We start from the raw sequence: 17,931 nt of genomic DNA, 5'->3' as shown, positions 1-17,931 counted from the left end.
TATCGGCTCAGTTTTCGTCGCCGTCGCCCTGACCGCCTTCGCCGGTCGCTAGCGCGAATGCACGCTGCGCTTCCGATTCGACCATGTAGGGAACCGGGTTGACCGGCTTGCCGTCGATGCGGACTTCATAGTGGAGGTGCGGACCGGTCGAACGGCCGGTCGAACCGACGTAGCCGATGATGTCGCCCTTCTTCACGCGGGTGCCGGCTTCGACCGCAATGCGCGACATATGCGCGAAGCGGGTCTGCAAATTGGCGCCATGTTCGATCGAGACGTACTTGCCGTAGCTCGAGAACCACTGCGCCTTGCTGACATAGCCATCGGCGGTGGCGTAGATCGGCGTGCCGGTCGGCGCGGCGAGGTCGACGCCGTTATGCGCGCGGCGGCCACCCAGCACCGGATGCGTGCGCATGCCGTAATCGCTGGTGAGGACGGTGTTGTCGAGCGGCATGCGCGACGGCACCGAGACCCGGGCAGCAGCCGGAGTCGAGCGGTCGAGCTTGTCCCACTGCGCGAAAAGCTGCTGGAATTGCGCGTCGTCGCCGCCCTGGCCAGGCGTTGCGACCTTGCTCATGTCGATCGCGCCGACAGCGGCGGCATTGGTTTCCTGCGCCTGCACCGGTGCGGCGGCAATGCTGAAACCTGCCATAACTGTGAGAGCAAGCGTAGTGCGCTTGGAGATCATGCTAACCCGTCCATCCGGCGCTGTTTCGCGCCTTTCGATCCGTGGCGGAGACGGCGTCCCGTGCCGCTCGCGCCTTTTTCTGTCACTGCCGGAACCCCCCGGCGTCTCGTGAGTTTGGGTTAGCGGCGGAAATCTTAATCAAGCAATAGGCATGTAGAAGTCTCGCGGCAGACCGCCTGCGAAACGCGCCGAGTCGTTGAACGGCCCTTTCAGCCCTCCGCAAAAGTGCAGTTTTACGAGATTTTGCCACGATTCCCGTGGGTTCTCGCCACGCTCGGCACAGATCGTGTGAAAATGCTTTGACCCGGCCGCGACATGGTTAATCTCGTCGTCAAGGATTCGTTTTAGAATTTTCGCCCCGTTTTCATCACCTTGCGCCTGCACACGTTCCAACGTGGCTGGCGTGACATCGAGGCCGCGCGCTTCGAGGACCATGGGAACGATCGCGAGCCTTGCCGCAACGTCATGCGCGGTATCCCGCGCGGCGCTCCACAGCCCGTCGTGCGCAGGCAACGCCCCGTAGCGACTGTCGAGCGAATCGAGTTTGCGCGCGATCAGTGCGAAATGCATCGCCTCGTCGGCAGCCACCGCCAGAAAGTCCGCAACGAACGTCTTGCCCATCGATTCGCCGAAGCGCCCGGCCATGTCGAGTGCAAGGTCGATGGCGACGAATTCGATATGCGCGAGCGCATGCCACAGTGCGATCCGGTTGCGCGCGGAACCCATCTTGCCGCGCTTCGGCATTTGACTGGGCGGAAGAAGCTCGAGACCCTCAGGCAAGGCCGGACGATCGGGCATGGCCGCGTCGAACACGAAATCCAGCCGCCCGAGGCGCCAGTCGCGCGCCACCTGCCGCGCGGCGAAGACCTTGGCGGTCGGCTCCCCGGTCAGCAGCGCGTCGCGGATCGCAGCCGAAACCGAGCGACGTGGGGTGGTCATGCGGCGCGCGCGGCCTCCAACACTTCCTCGGCATGGCCCTTGACCTTCACCTTGGGCCAAACGCGCAGGATCGTGCCGTCCTCACCCAGCAGATAGCTCGTGCGGACCATGCCCATGAAGGTCTTGCCGTACATCTTCTTTTCGGTCCACACGCCCAGTTCGTCCGACAGCCCGCCTGCTTCCGAATCGGTGGCAAGGTCGACCGTGAGGTCGTGCTTGGCGATGAAGTTCTGGTGCTTCCTGGCCGAATCCTTGCTGACGCCAAGCAGGTAGGTGCCCGCCGCTTCGAACTCGGCTTTGAGCGCGGTGAAGTCCTTGGCTTCGGTGGTGCAGCCAGGCGTGTTGTCCTTGGGATAGAAGAAGATCACCGCCTTCTTCCCCGCAAGGTCCGCCTTGGTCACCTTGCCGCCATCGGGCGTTTCCATAGAAAAGTCGGGAAAGGCATCGCCTTCGCCATAGCTCCTAGTCATCAATCCACCTCCAGGGTTTCGCCGAATATGTCCTGCCACGCTACCGCGACAGCTCTGCGCGCCTCGTGCAATCGCTCGATCAGGCACGCATAGTCCGTGCACCCGCTCTGCCGCGCCAGCAAAGATGCGGCCGCCGCATTGGGCCGATCGAGATCGGGCGCAAGCAGGCGCGTACCCACGAGCAGACGGGTCATCAAGCCATGCGCCTCGATCAGGGCCGGCGGCAGGCGCCCCGCTTCGACCAGCCCGCCGATGGCCCGATCGAGATCGGGAGTCAGTGCGGTGCAATAGAGCAGCTGCAGGAAATGGACGAGGAACTCGATATCGACCAGCCCGCCGCGCAACAGCTTGGCGTCGAGCGGGCCCTTGGCGGGTTTGTGCGCTGCCATTTCGCCGCGCATTTTGAGAAGGCCGGCGCGCAGCCTATCGGAATCGCGCTCTCGGCCGAGGATCGACGCCACGACCTCGTCTACATCCTTGCGCGCCGCCTCGCTCCCTACCAGCACACGCGCGCGGGTCAGCGCCATGTGCTCCCACGTCCACGCATCTTCGCGCTGGTAACGCGCGAAACTCTCGACACTGACCGCCAGCGGTCCCTGATTGCCCTGCGGCCGTAAGCGTGTGTCGACTTCGTAAAGCGCGCCTTGCGCGGTCGGCACGCTGAGCGCGGCGGTGACGCGCTGTGCGAGCCGGTTGAAATAGAGCGTAGCGCCCAGTGGGCGATCACCGTCGGATTCGCCTTCATGGCTACCCGTGAAGAGGTAGATGATGTCGAGGTCGGAAGCGTGCGTGAGCACACCGCCACCCAGTCGTCCGAGGCCCAACACGACCAGCTCGCTTCCTGCGATACGTCCGTGCTTGGCGGCGAACTCTTCCTCCGCCGCCCCGACGGCTACCTGCAAAGCGGCCTCGGCCGTGCGCGACAGGCCTGCAGCGATCTCCAGTGGGTCGTGGGCGGCCTCGATGAGCTGGACCCCCAGGGCGAACCGGGTCTCGCTCGTCACGACGCGCAATCGGTCGAGCCGGGTCTCGTAATCATCACCCCGCTCGCGTCGCCCCATCTGCGCGGCAAGCGTCTCGACGCTGCCGGGCAGATCGAGCGCGGTCCGGTCGATCAGCGCGTCGAGCAGGTCCGGCTTGCGCGAGAGGTCCTCGGCAAGCGGCTGTGCAAGCGTCAGGCAATCGGCGATCAGCGTGAAAAGGCCGGGACGCGCCTCGAGCAGGCGAAACAGGTTGATCGCGCTGGGCAGGCGCGAAATGAGGCTTTCCCATCGCACCACGGCGGCATCCGGGTCGGGCGAACCGGCAATCGAGGCCAGCAGGTCGGGCCGGATCGCTTCGAATGCACCCAGCGCCGCGGTACTGCGAAGCGCCTGATACCGACCGCCCGTCCAGGCGTTGACGCGCTCGGCGAGGTCGGCGGAGATTTCAGGCGTCCCTTCGGAATCACCCATGACATGCGGCGCGCTCTTGGGGACCGATATGCGATCTTCGTCGAGCAGCGCATCGAAGCGCTCCGCGACAGGAAGGGCGAGCTCTTGCACATGCTCGACCAGCGCGGCTCCGTCGGAAAGGCCGTGCAATCGCGCGACATCGTCCAGAGCCTCGCCCGACGGCAGCGAATGCGTCTGCTTGTCGCCCACCATCTGCAGCCGGTGTTCGATTGTGCGCAGGCCGTCATAGCTTTCGCCCAGCGCCCGCGCGTCATCGTTCGATATCCGTCCCGTTGCTGCCAGCGCATCCAGCGCGGCACGCGTGCCGCGGACCCGCAGGGAGGGATCGCGCCCGCCATGGATCAGCTGATGCGTCTGCGCGAAGAATTCGATTTCGCGAATTCCGCCGCGTCCGAGCTTGAGGTTGTAGCCCGGTTCGGGAACGCCCGGTCCGCGCTGCTCGTCGCGAATGCGGTGGGTCAGGCGCCGCACTTCGTCGATGGCGCCGAAATCGAGGCTGCGGCGCCATACGAAAGGGCGGATGTGGTCGAGAAAAGCCTCGCCCGCGCCGATATCGCCCGCGCAGGCGCGCGCACGAATGAACGCGGCGCGTTCCCACGCCAGTGCCGAGCTTTCGTAGTGCGTGATCGCCGCATCGAGCGGGATCGCCAGCGGGCTGACTTCGGAGGCGGGGCGCAGCCGCAGGTCGACGCGAAAGACATAGCCTTCGCTGGTCACCTCCGAAAGCAGCCGTACCGTCTCGCGCGCATAGCGCTGCGCCGCCTCGCCCGGCTCGTCGCGGTCGCGGCGCGGCAGTGCATCGGGATCGTAAAGCAGGATCGGGTCGATGTCGGAGGAGTAGTTCAGTTCGCCCGCGCCGTGCTTGCCCAGCGCGAGGCCGATCAGGCCGCAAGGTTCCGCATCGGGCACGCGCTTGGCGATCGCGGCCGCGATCGCAGCGTGCAGCGCGCGGTCGGCGAAAGTCGACAGTTCGCGCATGACCTTGTCGAGGTCGAACGCGCCGGCAAGATCGCCCACCGCCAGCGCCAGCGCGAGCCCCAGCCGCTCGCGGCGAAGGGCGGTCGCGACGTCATCCGCATCGACCTGCTTGGCAAGACGCAATGCCGCCTCGCCCTCGCCCGCAGCCAGCCGTTCCGCCAAATCGGGCAATCGCTCCAACGCTCGCGCAAGGAACGGGGCATGCGCGCGGGCGCGGTCGATCGCTGAAGTCCAGTCGGCTGCCATCGCCTGCACCCCTGCCGCCACGAGGGCGAGCGTGCAAGCTTGCCCTTGCCCCGTCCAGCCGACTAGAAGCGCCCGCATATTCGCGAACACACCAGAGAGGATGTCCCCCGATGAAACGCCTCGCACTTGCCGCCTGTTCGGCACTGCTGCTCACCGCATGCCAGGATCTCGGCCAGGTCGACAACGGCGCGAACGCGCTCGACCTGCCCGATGTCGCTGACGGCACGATTTCCGAAGAGACCATGAAGCGCGTGACCGAAAGACTGTCCTCGGACGAGTTCGAAGGCCGCGCTCCCGGCACACCGGGCGGCGAGAAGACCATCGCCTATCTGATCGAGGAATTCGAAAAGGCCGGTCTCGAACCGGGCAACAATGGTAGCTGGGTGCAGGATGTCCCGCTGGTCGAGATCACCGGCAAGGAGTTCGCGCCGCTGACCATCTCGGGCGGCGATGGCGGCGACATGCAGCTCGCCTTTGCGACCGACTGGGTCGGCGTGACTTATCGCGAGGACGTCCGGACGGCGCTCGAAGACAGCGAGCTCGTTTTCGTCGGCTACGGCGTCAACGCGCCCGAGCGCGACTGGAACGATTACGAAGGCGTGGACATGACCGGCAAGACCGCGGTCATCCTCGTCAACGATCCCGACTATGGCACCGAAAGCCTCGAGGGTCCGTTCAACGGCAAGGCGATGACCTATTACGGCCGCTGGACTTACAAATATGAAGAGGCCGCACGCCAGGGGGCGGACGGCGCGATCATCATCCACGACACCGAACCGGCGAGCTATGGCTGGAACGTGGTCGAATCGAGCTGGTCGGGCCCGCAGGCCTATGCCTCGCGCGGCAACAACCCGCCGCCGATGACCAAGGTCAACGGCTGGGTGCAGAAGGAAAAGGCGCGCGAAATCCTCGCCGCCGCGGGTCAGGATCTCGACGAGCTGATGGCCGCCGCGCGCGAGCAGGATTTCGAGGCGGTGCCGCTCGGCCTCACCGCATCGACCAGCTTTCGCAACGACATCCGCACCTTCTCCTCGCAAAACGTGATCGCCATGCTGCCCGGCAGCGAACGGCCCGACGAATACGTCATGCATACAGCGCACTGGGATCACTTGGGTCGCTGCACGCCGGCACCAGATGGCGACGATATCTGCAACGGCGCGGTCGACAATGCGACCGGCACCGCGGCGCTGGTCGCCCTGGGCGCCGCGCATGTCGAAGCCGGCCCTGCCGACCGTACGCTCGTATTCCTCGCTGTGACGGCCGAGGAATCGGGGCTGCTGGGTGCGGAATACTATGCTGCCAACCCGGTCTTCCCGCTCAACAAGACGGTCGGCGGGATCAACATGGACGCCTTCCTGATGGCGGGCGCGGCACGCGACTTGACCGTGGTCGGCCCGGGCAAGTCGCAACTCGACCTGTTCCTCGACAAGGCGCTGATGAACGACAATCGCGTAACCACGCCCAACCCCAATCCCGAAGCAGGCTATTACTACCGCTCGGACCACTTCGCCTTCGCCAAGCGCGGCGTGCCGATGCTCTATCTCGACGGCGGCGAAGATCTGATCGAGGGCGGGCGCGAAGCGGGCGCGGCGGTTGCGGCCGACTATCGCGAGAACCGTTATCACGGTCCCAAGGACGAATACGATCCGAACTGGGACTGGTCGGGCGTGATGAGCGATCTGTCGCTGTTCTACCGCATCGGACGAATGCTCGCCGATTCGACCAGCTGGCCCAATTGGAACGAGGGCGACGAGTTCAAGGCCGTACGCGACGAGAATTGCGCCGAGGATGGCGCAGGCTGCGCACCCGCCTGACGCACGAAACGGAGAGCCGATCCATGCCTTTCGTGATGCCGCCCGAATGGGCGCCGCAGGACTGGCTGTGGATCGGCTTCCCGCACGATTCGAAAGAATGGCCCGAAATGCTCCCGCGCGCGCAGGAGCAGATCGCGGATTTCGCCAACGCAGTTGCCGAAAGCGGGCAGGAGGTCCGGCTGCTGGTACGCGACGCCGCCAACGAGGCGCGCGCACGGCAATTGGTGACAGGCGGCGTGAGGCTGGAGCGGCGCGTCTATGGCGATGTCTGGCTGCGCGACACGGGCCCGCTCGTCCTATGCGACGGCGAGGGCAACCGCGCGGCACGGCGCTTTGGTTTCAATGGCTGGGGCGGTAAATATCTGATGGAAGGGGACCAGACGGTGGGCGCCGAACTGGCCCAGGATGCCGGCCTGCCGCTCGAGGTGGCAGACTGGATCCTCGAAGGCGGGGCGATCGACGGCGACGGCACCGGTCTCGTCGTTACCACCGAGCAATGCCTGCTCAATCCCAACCGCAACCCGCAGCTGTCGCGCGAGAAAATCGAGGAGCGGCTGAAGCGCAACCTCGGCTTCACCCGCGTGCTATGGCTCGGCGAGGGGCTGATCAACGATCACACCGACGGCCATGTCGACAATCTCGCCCGCTTCGTTGCCGCGAACACGTTGTGCCTGCCGCGCGCGACGGGTAGCGGCGATCCCAATGCGGCGATCTACGCGGATGCCAAGCGGCGCGCCGAGGATGCGGGGGTCACGGTGAAGGAGATACCCTCACCCGGACTCGTCACCAGCGGCGACCATGTCGAGCCGGCCAGCTACGCCAATTTCGCGATCACCAGCCACCTCGTGGTGGTGCCGACCTTCGGCAGCCCGCATGACGACGAGGGTGTCGCAGCGATCGCCGAGCTCTTCCCCGGCCGCGCGACAATCGGTCTGCCGGGCGATGCGGTGCTGGCGGGCGGCGGCGGATTCCATTGCGCCAGCCAGCAAATGCCTTCTGCCGGCTGGCGCCCTTAACGCTTCATTAGGGATTGCAGTGGACAATGGGCGCATGGGCAAAACCATCGCTCTCGCCCGCTCCGAAAGCGCCGATCTCTCGGCTGCCAATGTCGCGCGCGCGCTGATCGTTACCTGCTGCGCCCTCGCACTCGTCCTCGCCGGACCGGTGCTGCCCTTCTAGGCGCCTTCTCGCGCAAGCGGGAATCTCAGGCAAACTCGCTGCAGTCCGACCGCGGCCCCCGCCGGCCCTGCGGGCAATCTGTCCTGGGCGGTCGGCTTGTCAGGCAGACTAAGGGCGGGGGCTCGGCGCGTTACTTGAGATCGGGCGGCGTGCCGGTATCCCTCAGCATTGCGATCGCCTCGTCGAGGCTCATCACCTTCTGCTCCTTTTCACCCAGCGTGCGGACCGCGACAGTGCCCTCCTCGGCCTCGCGCTTGCCGACCACCAGCAGGTGAGGGACCTTGGCGAGGCTGTGTTCGCGGACCTTGTAGTTGATCTTCTCGTTGCGAAGATCGCTTTCGACCCGAATGCCCGCGGCTTCCAGCCTGGCGACGGCGCCCTTCGCATAGTCGTCCGCATCGGAAACGATGGTCGCGACGACCGCTTGCGTCGGTGCGAGCCAGACGGGCAAGCGCCCGGCGAAATGCTCGATCAATATGCCGATGAAGCGCTCGTAGGAGCCGAAGATCGCGCGATGGAGCATGACGGGGCGATGCTTCTCGCCATCCTCACCGACATAGCTCGCATCGAGCCGTTCGGGCAGCACGCGGTCACCCTGGATCGTGCCGACCTGCCAGGTGCGGCCGATCGCATCGGTGAGGTGCCATTCGAGCTTGGGCGCGTAGAAGGCGCCTTCGCCGGGCAGCTCCTCCCAGCCATATTCGTCATTGTCCATCCCGGCTTCGCGGACCGCATCGCGCAGTTCCTGCTCGGCCCGGTCCCAGTCCTCGTCCGAGCCGAGGCGCTTCTCGGGACGCAGCGCCAGCTTTATCTCGTATTTGAAGGCGAAATCCGAATAAACTTCATCCGCCAGCTTGCAGAACGCGCGCACTTCCTCGACCACCTGCGCCTCGGTGCAGAAGATATGCGCATCGTCCTGCGTGAACTGGCGCACGCGCATCAGCCCGTGGAGCGCGCCATGCGGTTCGTTGCGGTGGCAGCAGCCCATCTCGCCCAGCCGGATCGGCAGGTCGCGATAGGAGGTGATGCCCTGCTTGAAGACCAGCACATGTGCCGGGCAGTTCATCGGCTTGATCGCCATCCAGTCGGCATCGTCGGCGATCTTGGGCGAGGCGGCCTCGTCCTCCGATTCCACATCGGGGACGATGTCGGGCACCGCGAACATGTTCTCGGCATATTTGCCCCAGTGGCCCGACTGGGTCCATTGGCGCACGTCCATCAGCTGCGGCGTCTTAATCTCGCGATAGCCGCCGCCGTCCATCTTGCGGCGCATATAGGCCTCAAGCTCGCGCCAGATGCGGTAGCCCTTGGGATGCCAGAAGACGCTGCCGTGTGCCTCTTCCTGCAGGTGGAACAGGTCCATCTCGCGGCCCAACTTGCGGTGGTCGCGCTTGGCGGCCTCTTCCAGCCGGTGCAGGTGGGCATTGAGTTGCTTCTTGTTGAGCCAGCCGGTGCCGTAAATACGCGTAAGCTGCGCATTGCGCTGGTCGCCGCGCCAATAGGCCCCGGCGACACGCATCAGCTTGAACGCCTGCGGATCGAGCTTGCCGGTTGAGGCAAGGTGCGGGCCGCGGCACATGTCGAGCCAATCCTCGCCCGACCAGTAGACCGTCAGCTCCTCGTCCTCGGGCAATTCCTTGGCCCACTCGGCCTTGAAGGTCTCGCCTTCGGCTTCCCACTTGTCGATCAACTGCTGGCGGCTCCAGACTTCGCGCCTGAGCGGCTTGTCGGCCTTGATGATCTCACGCATCTTCTCCTCGATCGCGGGTAGATCGTCCATGCTGAACGGCTCGCGCGTGTCGGGCGCCTTCACATCGTAGTAGAAGCCATCGTCGGTCGCCGGGCCGAAGGTAATTTGCGTACCGGGCCACAGCGCCTGCACCGCCTCGGCCAGCACATGCGCATAGTCGTGCCGCGCCAGTTCGAGCGCGTCCTCTTCGTCGCGGTTCGTGACCAGCGCCAGTTCGGCATCGCCTTCGAAAGGCCGATTGATGTCGCGCAGCTCGCCGTCGACTCGCGCAGCGATCGCGGCCTTGGCGAGGCCCGGGCCGATCGCCGCGGCCACATCGGCGGGCGTCGAGCCCTCTTCCATTTCGCGCACCGATCCATCGGGCAGGCTGATCTTAAGCAGTTCCGTCATGTCACTCGTCGTCCGTTTGCTTGACGCGCCCATGGCACAAGGGCGCGCATGCTTGAAGCGGCGTTCGAGGTAATTTCGATTTCGAGGGGACGCCGCGCCACCCGAAACCGGGTGGCGGCGGATGCGACTAAGCCGCGACCGACCGCCCCCGGATGCCCGGGGTGGTGGTAGTCGTGGTCGTAATCCGCATTTGCGTCATGACCTGCGAAGTAGCGCCGGTCGGTTAATTTCTCAACCCACGTCGAGCATGCGGTTCCCGGCGAGCGTGGTGACACGCTTGGTTGCGCTCACACTTGCGCCCTTTTCACGGACGCTCGACAGGAAGCGGAATTCGCACGAGGCGCTGCCCGGGGTCAGTTCGACCGCCATGTAGCCACGGCGCGAGCCGTCCATCCATTTGAGCTGGCGGTTGTGGGCCACGGTCTCGCGCTCGAGCCGGTCGCTGGCGATGTGCGAAGCATAGCTCTCCAGGCCGGGCGATGTAACGCTCTGGACGCCGAATTCGACGCCAACCCTCTCGCCCGCGTGGTCGAGATCGAAGGCCCAGGCATTGTGCGTGTCGCCCGCCAGGCTGACGAGGTTGGCATTCGCCTCGAGCGCGGCCTTGAACACGCGGTCGCGCGCAGCGGGATAGCCGTCCCAGGCATCCATGTTGAGCGGCAGTTCGGCGCGGCTCGCCATCGCCCCGGCGAGGATCCGCTGGCGGATGTAGTCGGGCAGGTCGCCCGGCAGCCCCTCGGCAAGGCTCGGCGCGGTGGCCAGATTGCCCATCAGCACCTGTTGGACCAGCACCTGCCACGGCTTGCCCGCACCGGCCGACCGTTTCAGGCCGCCCGACAGCCACGCCTGCTGCCGCATGCCGAGCAACTCGCGGCCGGTATCGCGATAATCGCCTTCGCGGAAAGCGATCAAGGCGGCCATGGCATCCTCGGCCGAAGTCTTGCCGGACAGGATATCGCCAAAGGAAAACTGTTCGGCGCGTGCGGTCAGCCGCGTTTCGAGCCGGAAGAGCGTGGCGAGATCGCCGACTTCGTAGGCGGCCCAGGGCTCGTCCGACACGGGCATCCATTCGCGATAGGCCTTGATCGCGGCGGCCTTGCGCACGGACCACTCGCCTTCGCTATCCGGCTGGTGGTTCTGCGCGCCGCCTTCCCACGAATCATTGGTGCTTTCGTGATCGTCCCAGCCCGAGATCATCGGGTACAATTGATGCAGCCGGCGCAGATCGGCATCCGCGCGATAGGTCGCGAAACGCAGCCGGTAATCGGCCAGGCTGACGGTCTCGCTCGCGGGGAACAGGATACGCCCCGGTTGGGCCTGTTCACTGGAGGGATAGGTGCCGGGGCCATATTCGTAGAAGTAATCGCCAAGGTGCAACACGCAGTCGAAATCGCCATCGGCGGCGGCGTGGGCATAGGCGTTGAACCAGCCGAAGCCGATGTTGGAGCAGGAGAATGTCGCCATGCGGAATTTCTCGGTCGCGCCGACCGGCAGCGTTTTCGTGCGGCCGATGTCCGAATGCGAACCGTCGGGCGCGGTGAAGCGGTAATAGTACCACCGCCCCGGCTCGAGCCCCTCGGCGAAGGCTTTAACACACCAGTCGTTCTCGGCGCTGGCCGAAACCGTGCCGCCCGCTAGCTGGCGGGCGAAGTCGAGCGATTCGCTGACCTCGAACTCGAGCGGCCTATCCTGCGCTCCGACGAAGCGTGTCCAAAGCAGCACCCGCGCCGGCCCAGGCTCGCCACTGGCGACACCATGCGTGAATCCGATCGCCCGGCCTTGCGCTGCGACCGGCACCCCGGCGGCGCCCAATCCCAGAAGCCCTCCCTTGAGCAACGTCCGGCGATCGAGCGCGGGCATGCGGGCGGCGGGCGGTTCGGTGGCGATCATAGTTGTCTCCTCTAACGCCGACATGCCTGCGCCCGATGACGGGGCGGTGACAAGCGAATTGCGGAACATGGAAAGCCTTTGCGTCTATTTGGAAAGCAAACTTGACATAAACGATCGTTTATGACAAATAACCTTTACATCAGGGAAAGGACCATTGCCATGTCAGCTAGAAAACAAGCGCTTTTTTGGGCGGGAGCGATGCTTGCCATCGCCGTGCTCGCGGTTCTCGATGTCGTCCCTCAGGAGGTCGCGCAATTCTCCGTTCTGGTGCTGCCTGTGCTCGCATGGCTGGGCATCATGCCGCGGAGCGGCTGTTGCGCGTTTTTGCAGAAAGGCTCGGCATGACCGAGGAGGCCAAATCCGCACTCACCCGCACGGTCCCTTTCTGGGCTGGGCTGACCTTTGCCGCATTCGGTGCGGTCGCGGGACTGGCGCTGAGCGACGCGATCAACAATGCGACCACGCTACTGCTGATGATAGTGCCCGCGGCGCTTTTCTTCCAGACCATGCGCGTCGCCAATCGTGGCGGCAGCTGCACCGGCAACCGCGAGGCGCAACGCCGCTATACCAAGCGCGTGGCACTGTTTACCTCGCTTTATCTCCTTGCGCTCGCGGTAATGACCATTGCCGACAAGAACGGCGTCGGTTTGCAGGCGGTGCGCGTGGTCCTCGCCACGCTCCCGGGCCTCGCGATAATCGGTGTATTCTGGGCGATCGGCAGGCTGATCGTCGAGGAGCGGGACGAGTTCCTGCGGATGCTCACCATTCGCCAGTCGCTGATCGCCACCGCGCTTGCGCTGAGCGCCGCGTCGGTCTGGGGCTTCCTCGAAACTGCCGACATCGTCGTTCACCTCGATGCCTATTGGTGGGCGGTGGTCTGGTTCGGCGGCATCGGCGTGGGAGCTGTCATGAACCGGATGAAATACGGTTCATGGGGGGCGATGTGAAAAACCGCCTCAAGGTCCTGCGCGCCGAGCGCGACTGGAGCCAGCAGGACCTCGCCACGCGCCTCGAGGTCTCGCGTCAGAGCGTCAACGCCATCGAGACCGGGCGCTACGACCCTTCGCTACCGCTCGCCTTTCGGATCGCGGATGTCTTCGGCCTCGCCATAGAAGAAATCTTTCTGCGCGAAGAATAGCGGTGCGGCGATTGACATGGCTCCTTCGATCCGTGAGCAACAGCCGCTCGGGTCGAAAGGGTTTTATTTCATGCACGGTATGCACGATAGGCAGGGCGCGGACAGTGCCTTCGTTTTCGAGGGCGATTGGCGCGAATTCGCCAGAATCGCGTTTCCCAACCTGCTGCTGACGATCGTTACGCTGGGAATTTACCGCTTCTGGGCGACCACCCGCGAGCGGCGCTACCTGTGGTCGCGCAGCCGCTTCGTCGACGAACAACTCGAATGGGCGGGCACGGGAATGGAGCTGTTTCTCGGTTTCGTGATGGTCTTCGTGCTGTTCGGCATTCCCTATTTCGGATTGAGCTTCGTCGCCCAGGCACTGATCGCGCGGGGCTACGAGGCATGGGGCGTGGCGCTCAGCTTCGGCGCGCTGATCGCGATCTTCTACCTGCTCGGCGTAGCCCGTTTCCGCGCGCTTCGTTACCGCCTGTCGCGCACCCGCTGGCGCGGCATTCGCGGCGGCAGCAACGACCAGGGTTTCGGATTCGGCCTGTCCTACATGTGGAAGACACTGGTCGGCTGGATCCCGCTCGGCCTGCTCGTTCCCTGGTCGATGACCAGCCTATGGAACGAGCGCTGGTCGAAAATGAGCTTCGGCCCCTTCGCGTTCGAAGCGAATGCCGAAGCCGGCGGCGTCTTCGGCCGTTTCCTGCTGTTCTATCTTGCGCCTTTCGTGCTGTTCGCGGGCGGGGTGATCATGGCCGGCATGGGCATGCTGGCAGGCTACGGTATCGGCGGCGAAGACGGCATGGCCGTGGGCGGAGTGCTGGGCATATTGGGCCTGATCCTGTTCTTCTATCTCGGCCTCGGCCTGATCGCGGTGGCTTTCTATGCCAAATTCTACCGCGAAGTGGTCGGCGCGACGCGCTGGCGCGATCTCGAATTCAGCTTCGAGGCCACCACGCTCGACTGGGTCAAGCTGCTGGTGGTCGATGCGCTGCTGGTTGTGTTTACATTGGGGATCGGGCTGATCTTCCTCTCCTACCGTCACTGGAAATTCTTCATGACGCATCTCGAGGCGAGGGGCGAAATCCTGCTCGACGAGCTGACCCAATCGGAAACGAAAACCGCCAGGCACGGCGAGGGCCTGCTCGACGCCTTCGACGTGGGCGCGATCTGAACGGATGGCAGACGCCTTCGCCATTGCCGCCGAATGGTACGACGGCACCAATGCGGTGCGCCATTCGGGCGAACTGGCGTGGGACGGCAGCGGCGGCTTCACGCTGGTAAGCCCGACCGCGCGCGACAGCTTCGCGGCAGCCGACCTGCGCTTCGGCGAGACCCGGCCGGGCCAGCGCGTCTACCGGCGAGAAAGCCTGCCCGGCTTCCGGCTGATCCTGCCCGAGGACGTACCTCCGGGCCTTGCCGCGCAGCTCCCCGCGAAGAGCGACTATGGCGCGTGGATCGACCGGCTCGGGCTGGGCAAGGCGGCGGCGATCTTCGGCGTAGCGAGCGCTGCCGCGGTGGCGCTGTTCCTGACCGCGCCCGACTGGCTCGGTCCGCGCATTCCGGCCGGCTGGGAACGCAATATTGGCGAGGCGATGGTCGGCGATTTCGGCGGGCGCATCTGCAACACGCCCGCCGGCGATGCTGCGCTCGCCAAGTTGCTCTCCAAGGTCGATCCGGCCGAGGAACGGGTGCGCGCCGGCATCGCCAATATCGACATGGTCAATGCGGTCGCGCTTCCGGGCGGGCAGGTGCTGTTGTTCGACGGGCTGGTGCAGCAGGCGGAAAGTCCGGAGGAGCTTGCCGGGGTACTGGGGCACGAAGTCGGCCATGTGCGCGAGCGGCACGTCATGACCGCGCTGCTGCGGCAATTCGGCCTCTCGATCCTGCTCGCGGGCGCCGATTCGGGCGTTACCAACTCCATCTTCGGGCTCGCTTCGATGGGCTATTCGCGCGAAGCCGAGCGCGAGGCCGATGAATATGCCCGGGCCCGCCTGAAGGAGAGCAACATCTCGCCGCTGGGCGCAGCAGGGTTCTTCGAGAGAATGTCGGAGGAATATGGCGACAACGCCGACGCACCGGCTCTGGCGGGCTGGTTGGCGAGCCATCCCTCTTCGGGCGAGCGCGCCGAAGCCTATCGCGACGCGGCCGACGATGGTGGGAATTACGCGCCGGTACTGACACCCGACGAGTTCGCCGCCCTCAAATCAATGTGCGAAGAAGATCCGGACGTCGAAGAATTCGACTTCTTCTAAGCCTTGCATTCGTGAGGCTGCGGGGCGACATCGAGCGCCATGTTCGACACCAAGCATTTCGAGCTGGCCGACGGGCGGCGCATCGCCTTTCGCCATAAACGCGGCACCGGCCCTGCGCTGGTGTTCCTGCCCGGCTACATGTCCGACATGGCGGGCGGCAAGGCGAGCGCGCTTTTCGACTGGGCCCGCGAACAGGGCCGCGCGTGCCTGCTGCTCGATTATTCGGGCTGCGGCGAAAGCGAGGGCGACTTCGCCGACGGCACCCTCTCGCGGTGGCGCGATGAGGTGCTCGCGCTGATCGATGAGACCATCGAGGGGCCGGTCATCGTCATCGGGTCTTCGATGGGCGGCTGGCTGATGCTGATGGTCGGTCTAGCGCTGGGCGAGCGGCTGGCGGGCATGGTCGGCATCGCCTCGGCTCCCGATTTCACCGAATGGGGCTATTCCGCAGCCGACAAGGCGACGCTTGCAGGCGGGGAAACCGTTTATGAAGACAATCCCTACGGACCCGATCCGACGCCCATGCATCCCGGCTTTTTCGCCGACGGTCAGGCACAGTTGCTGCTGGGAGGCCCGATCGCGATCGATGCACCCGTGCGGCTGATCCACGGCCAGCGCGATGCCGATGTGCCGTGGGAGATCAGCCTGCGCCTCGCCGAGCGCCTGCGTTCGGACGACGTACAGGTCGCGCTGGTAAAGGACGGCGACCATCGCCTGTCGCGCGAGCAGGATATCGCCCTGCTGCTGCGCACGATCGACGCGCTTTCGAAAGGCTCCGCATGATTGCCTCCACCCTTGCCCTGCTGCTGATGCAGGTCGGCCCCGACCCTTCGCGCAACGCCTTTCCCGGCATCCCCGAGGAACTGCGCGACCGGCCCGAGCGCCCGCGCGCCGTGCAGCCCCCTGCCATCGCCTCCGAAGCGGGCAGCAAGCTCGCCGAATGCGTCAACCTGGCGCGCGAGGATGCCGAGGCGGCAAGCGATTTCGCGCAGAATTGGCGCGAGACCGCCGCCAGCCAGCTGGAACTCGCCCAGTCCGCGCATTGCCTCGGCCTGGCACTTGTCCGGCAGGGAGACTTCGAAGGGGCACAGCGCGCCTTCGATTTGGCGACAGACGAAGTGCCTCCGGGCGCCCCCGCCTATCAGGCGCGGCTGGCGGCAATGTCGGGCAATGCGGCCATGGCGCAGGGCAAGCCCGCGATTGCCGAAATCGCCTTCAGCCGGGCGGTGAGTTTCGCCACCAGCGCCGCCGACGCCTCGCTCGCCGCCAGCGTTTCCATCGATCGCGCGCGCGCGCTGGTGGCCCTCGAGCGGAACGACGAGGCGGTCTCGGCGCTCGCGGGCGCCCGCGCCGGCGATCCCGGCAATGCGCGTGCCTGGCTGCTCTCGGCGACGCTGTCGCGCAGGCTCGAACGGCTCGGCGAGGCGCGCGAGCAGATCGCGCAGGCCGCGCTGCTTTCACCGCAGGATCCGGCGGTGGGACTGGAAGCGGGGGTGATCGCCGCGCTTGCGGGTCGCGAGGAAGAAGCGCGCCGAAGTTTCGAATCCGTCCTGCTGGTCGCACCGCAAAGCGCGGAGGCGAGGCGCGCGCGCGACTATCTGGAGCAACTCGCATCGTGACCGACTTTTCGGTGCTCGACCTCGTGCCGGTGCGCGAAGGCGGAACACTCGGTGAGGCATTCGACGCGGCGACAGCGCTGGCCGGAACCGCGGAGAAGACGGGTTGCAAGCGCTTCTGGGTGGCCGAGCACCACGCCATGGCGGGCATTGCGGGCGGCGCGACGTCGGTCGTGCTCGCACATATCGGCAATGCCACCTCGACCATCCGCATCGGCTCGGGCGGGATCATGCTGCCCAACCATACGCCGTTCCAGATCGCCGAGCAGTTCGGCACGCTCGATGCGCTGTTCCCCGGACGGATCGACCTCGGTCTCGGCCGCGCGCCGGGTGCGGGGCCCGAACTGCAGCGCGCACTGCGCAAGGATCTCCATCGTGCCGCCGAGATGTTCCCGCAGGACGTGGCCGAGCTGATCGCGCTGATGGCAGGCGAGACCGCGATCCATCCCACGCCCGGCCTCGGCGCGCGGCCCGAATTCTGGATGCTGGGTTCGAGCCTGTTCGGGGCCCGGCTCGCCGCCAGGCTCGGCCTGCCCTATGCCTTCGCCAGCCATTTCGCGCCCGACCATCTCGACTCCGCGCTGGAACTCTATCGCCGCGATTTCCAGCCTTCCGAACACTGCGAGAAACCGCATGTCATGGCGGCGATGAACCTGTTCGTCGGCGATACCGAGGAAGAGGCGGAATATCTCGCTACCTCGCAACTCCAGGCCTTCGTCGCGCTGCGAACCGGTACGCCCGGCAAGCTGCCCCCACCCGTGCGCGGATATCGCGAACAGCTCCCAGCACAGGCACAGGCCATGCTCGCCCATATCGGCCAGGCCAGCGCGATCGGCACGCCCCGTCAGGCCGCCGAGGCGGTGCAGGCCTTCATCGCGCGCACCGGGGCGGACGAGATCATATTCGGCGGGAGCATGTTCGACGCCGAGGCGCGATGCCTCTCGCTGGAGCTCGCGATGGAGGAGCTGGCCGGCTAGGCATGCCGTAGCGTCGATGAGCGACGCAGGCTCCGCATACGATTGCATTTTCTCTTGCGGATTGCCTTGCAGGGCGAGTCCAACGGGCCTAGGCGCAGCGCGCAGGTCGTGGCGCACACGACTCGGATATTTCGCGGCGCGGAAACGATCATGCGCCGCCAG

General features: G+C 65.7%; 17 protein-coding genes. 11 read left to right on the top strand and 6 right to left on the bottom strand.

Translation table 11 applies throughout. The features are described from left to right. Positions 1-7: 7 nt before the first annotated feature. The 4 genes from ASS64_RS08060 to glnE all read right to left on the bottom strand — a co-directional run bounded on the left by ASS64_RS08060 (position 8) and on the right by glnE (position 4,772). The gene (locus ASS64_RS08060) at positions 8-649 is read right to left on the bottom strand and encodes a M23 family metallopeptidase (RefSeq protein WP_067692420.1); all 642 of its coding nucleotides are present in this window, start codon (positions 647-649) and stop codon (positions 8-10) included. Between the two features lie 174 nt (positions 650-823). Next, positions 824-1,624 carry a ferritin-like domain-containing protein gene (locus ASS64_RS08055; RefSeq protein ID WP_067692417.1) on the bottom strand — a complete coding sequence of 267 codons (801 nt, stop codon included), beginning with the start codon at positions 1,622-1,624 and terminating at the stop codon, positions 824-826. Then, positions 1,621-2,094 (bottom strand): peroxiredoxin, encoded by a 474-nt coding sequence (locus tag ASS64_RS08050; protein WP_067692414.1) that lies wholly within the window; start codon positions 2,092-2,094, stop codon positions 1,621-1,623. The genes ASS64_RS08055 and ASS64_RS08050 overlap by 4 nt, the downstream gene beginning before the upstream one ends. Then, positions 2,094-4,772, bottom strand: a complete 2,679-nt coding sequence (glnE, locus tag ASS64_RS08045) for a bifunctional [glutamate--ammonia ligase]-adenylyl-L-tyrosine phosphorylase/[glutamate--ammonia-ligase] adenylyltransferase (protein ID WP_067692411.1) — start codon at positions 4,770-4,772, stop codon at positions 2,094-2,096. Before glnE ends, ASS64_RS08050 begins: the two co-directional genes overlap by 1 nt. A gap of 110 nt (positions 4,773-4,882) precedes the next feature. Here glnE and ASS64_RS08040 point away from each other — a divergent pair, with 110 nt between their 5' ends. Genes ASS64_RS08040 through ASS64_RS17055 form a run of 3 tightly spaced genes read left to right on the top strand, consistent with a single transcriptional unit; the run spans position 4,883 to position 7,765 of the window. Then, positions 4,883-6,586 carry a M28 family metallopeptidase gene (locus ASS64_RS08040; protein ID WP_067692408.1) on the top strand — a complete coding sequence of 568 codons (1,704 nt, stop codon included), beginning with the start codon at positions 4,883-4,885 and terminating at the stop codon, positions 6,584-6,586. A gap of 23 nt (positions 6,587-6,609) precedes the next feature. After that, complete coding sequence (locus tag ASS64_RS08035) at positions 6,610-7,602, top strand: agmatine deiminase family protein (RefSeq protein ID WP_083508268.1); 993 nt, start codon at positions 6,610-6,612, stop codon at positions 7,600-7,602. Positions 7,603-7,636: 34 nt separating this feature from the next. After that, positions 7,637-7,765 (top strand): hypothetical protein, encoded by a 129-nt coding sequence (locus ASS64_RS17055; RefSeq protein WP_255356024.1) that lies wholly within the window; start codon positions 7,637-7,639, stop codon positions 7,763-7,765. 130 nt (positions 7,766-7,895) lie between these two features. On the opposite strand, the gene thrS is transcribed toward ASS64_RS17055, so the two are convergent. Then, positions 7,896-9,905, bottom strand: a complete 2,010-nt coding sequence (gene thrS, locus ASS64_RS08030; protein WP_067692405.1) for a threonine--tRNA ligase — start codon at positions 9,903-9,905, stop codon at positions 7,896-7,898. A 231-nt stretch (positions 9,906-10,136) separates the two neighbouring features. Beyond that, entirely contained in the window at positions 10,137-11,795 is a 1,659-nt protein-coding gene (locus tag ASS64_RS08025; RefSeq protein WP_067692402.1) for an alkaline phosphatase, read from the bottom strand. Positions 11,796-11,915: 120 nt separating this feature from the next. On the opposite strand from ASS64_RS08025, the gene ASS64_RS08020 reads away from it, so the two are divergent. The 8 genes from ASS64_RS08020 to ASS64_RS07985 all read left to right on the top strand — a co-directional run bounded on the left by ASS64_RS08020 (position 11,916) and on the right by ASS64_RS07985 (position 17,769). Then, the gene (locus ASS64_RS08020; protein WP_067692399.1) at positions 11,916-12,140 is read left to right on the top strand and encodes a hypothetical protein; all 225 of its coding nucleotides are present in this window, start codon (positions 11,916-11,918) and stop codon (positions 12,138-12,140) included. Further along, complete coding sequence (locus ASS64_RS08015) at positions 12,137-12,742, top strand: hypothetical protein (RefSeq protein WP_067692396.1); 606 nt, start codon at positions 12,137-12,139, stop codon at positions 12,740-12,742. The genes ASS64_RS08020 and ASS64_RS08015 overlap by 4 nt, the downstream gene beginning before the upstream one ends. After that, entirely contained in the window at positions 12,739-12,933 is a 195-nt protein-coding gene (locus tag ASS64_RS08010) for a helix-turn-helix transcriptional regulator (protein ID WP_067693113.1), read from the top strand. The genes ASS64_RS08015 and ASS64_RS08010 overlap by 4 nt, the downstream gene beginning before the upstream one ends. A gap of 79 nt (positions 12,934-13,012) precedes the next feature. Then, positions 13,013-14,095 carry a YjgN family protein gene (locus ASS64_RS08005; RefSeq protein WP_067693110.1) on the top strand — a complete coding sequence of 361 codons (1,083 nt, stop codon included), beginning with the start codon at positions 13,013-13,015 and terminating at the stop codon, positions 14,093-14,095. A 4-nt stretch (positions 14,096-14,099) separates the two neighbouring features. Further along, entirely contained in the window at positions 14,100-15,176 is a 1,077-nt protein-coding gene (locus tag ASS64_RS08000; RefSeq protein WP_067692393.1) for a M48 family metallopeptidase, read from the top strand. A gap of 39 nt (positions 15,177-15,215) precedes the next feature. Then, positions 15,216-15,959, top strand: a complete 744-nt coding sequence (locus ASS64_RS07995; RefSeq protein WP_067692390.1) for an alpha/beta hydrolase — start codon at positions 15,216-15,218, stop codon at positions 15,957-15,959. Next, positions 15,956-16,795 (top strand): tetratricopeptide repeat protein, encoded by an 840-nt coding sequence (locus tag ASS64_RS07990; protein WP_067692386.1) that lies wholly within the window; start codon positions 15,956-15,958, stop codon positions 16,793-16,795. The genes ASS64_RS07995 and ASS64_RS07990 overlap by 4 nt, the downstream gene beginning before the upstream one ends. Then, a complete protein-coding gene (locus tag ASS64_RS07985) occupies positions 16,792-17,769 on the top strand; it encodes an LLM class flavin-dependent oxidoreductase (protein WP_067692384.1) in 978 nt (325 codons plus the stop codon). The genes ASS64_RS07990 and ASS64_RS07985 overlap by 4 nt, the downstream gene beginning before the upstream one ends. Positions 17,770-17,931: the final 162 nt, after the last annotated feature.

It is taken from the genome of Erythrobacter sp. AP23, from assembly GCF_001542855.1.
GTDB lineage: Bacteria > Pseudomonadota > Alphaproteobacteria > Sphingomonadales > Sphingomonadaceae > Qipengyuania.
The sequence above is the reverse complement of the archived record's forward strand: the minus strand, read 5'-3'. Positions and strand labels throughout refer to the sequence as shown.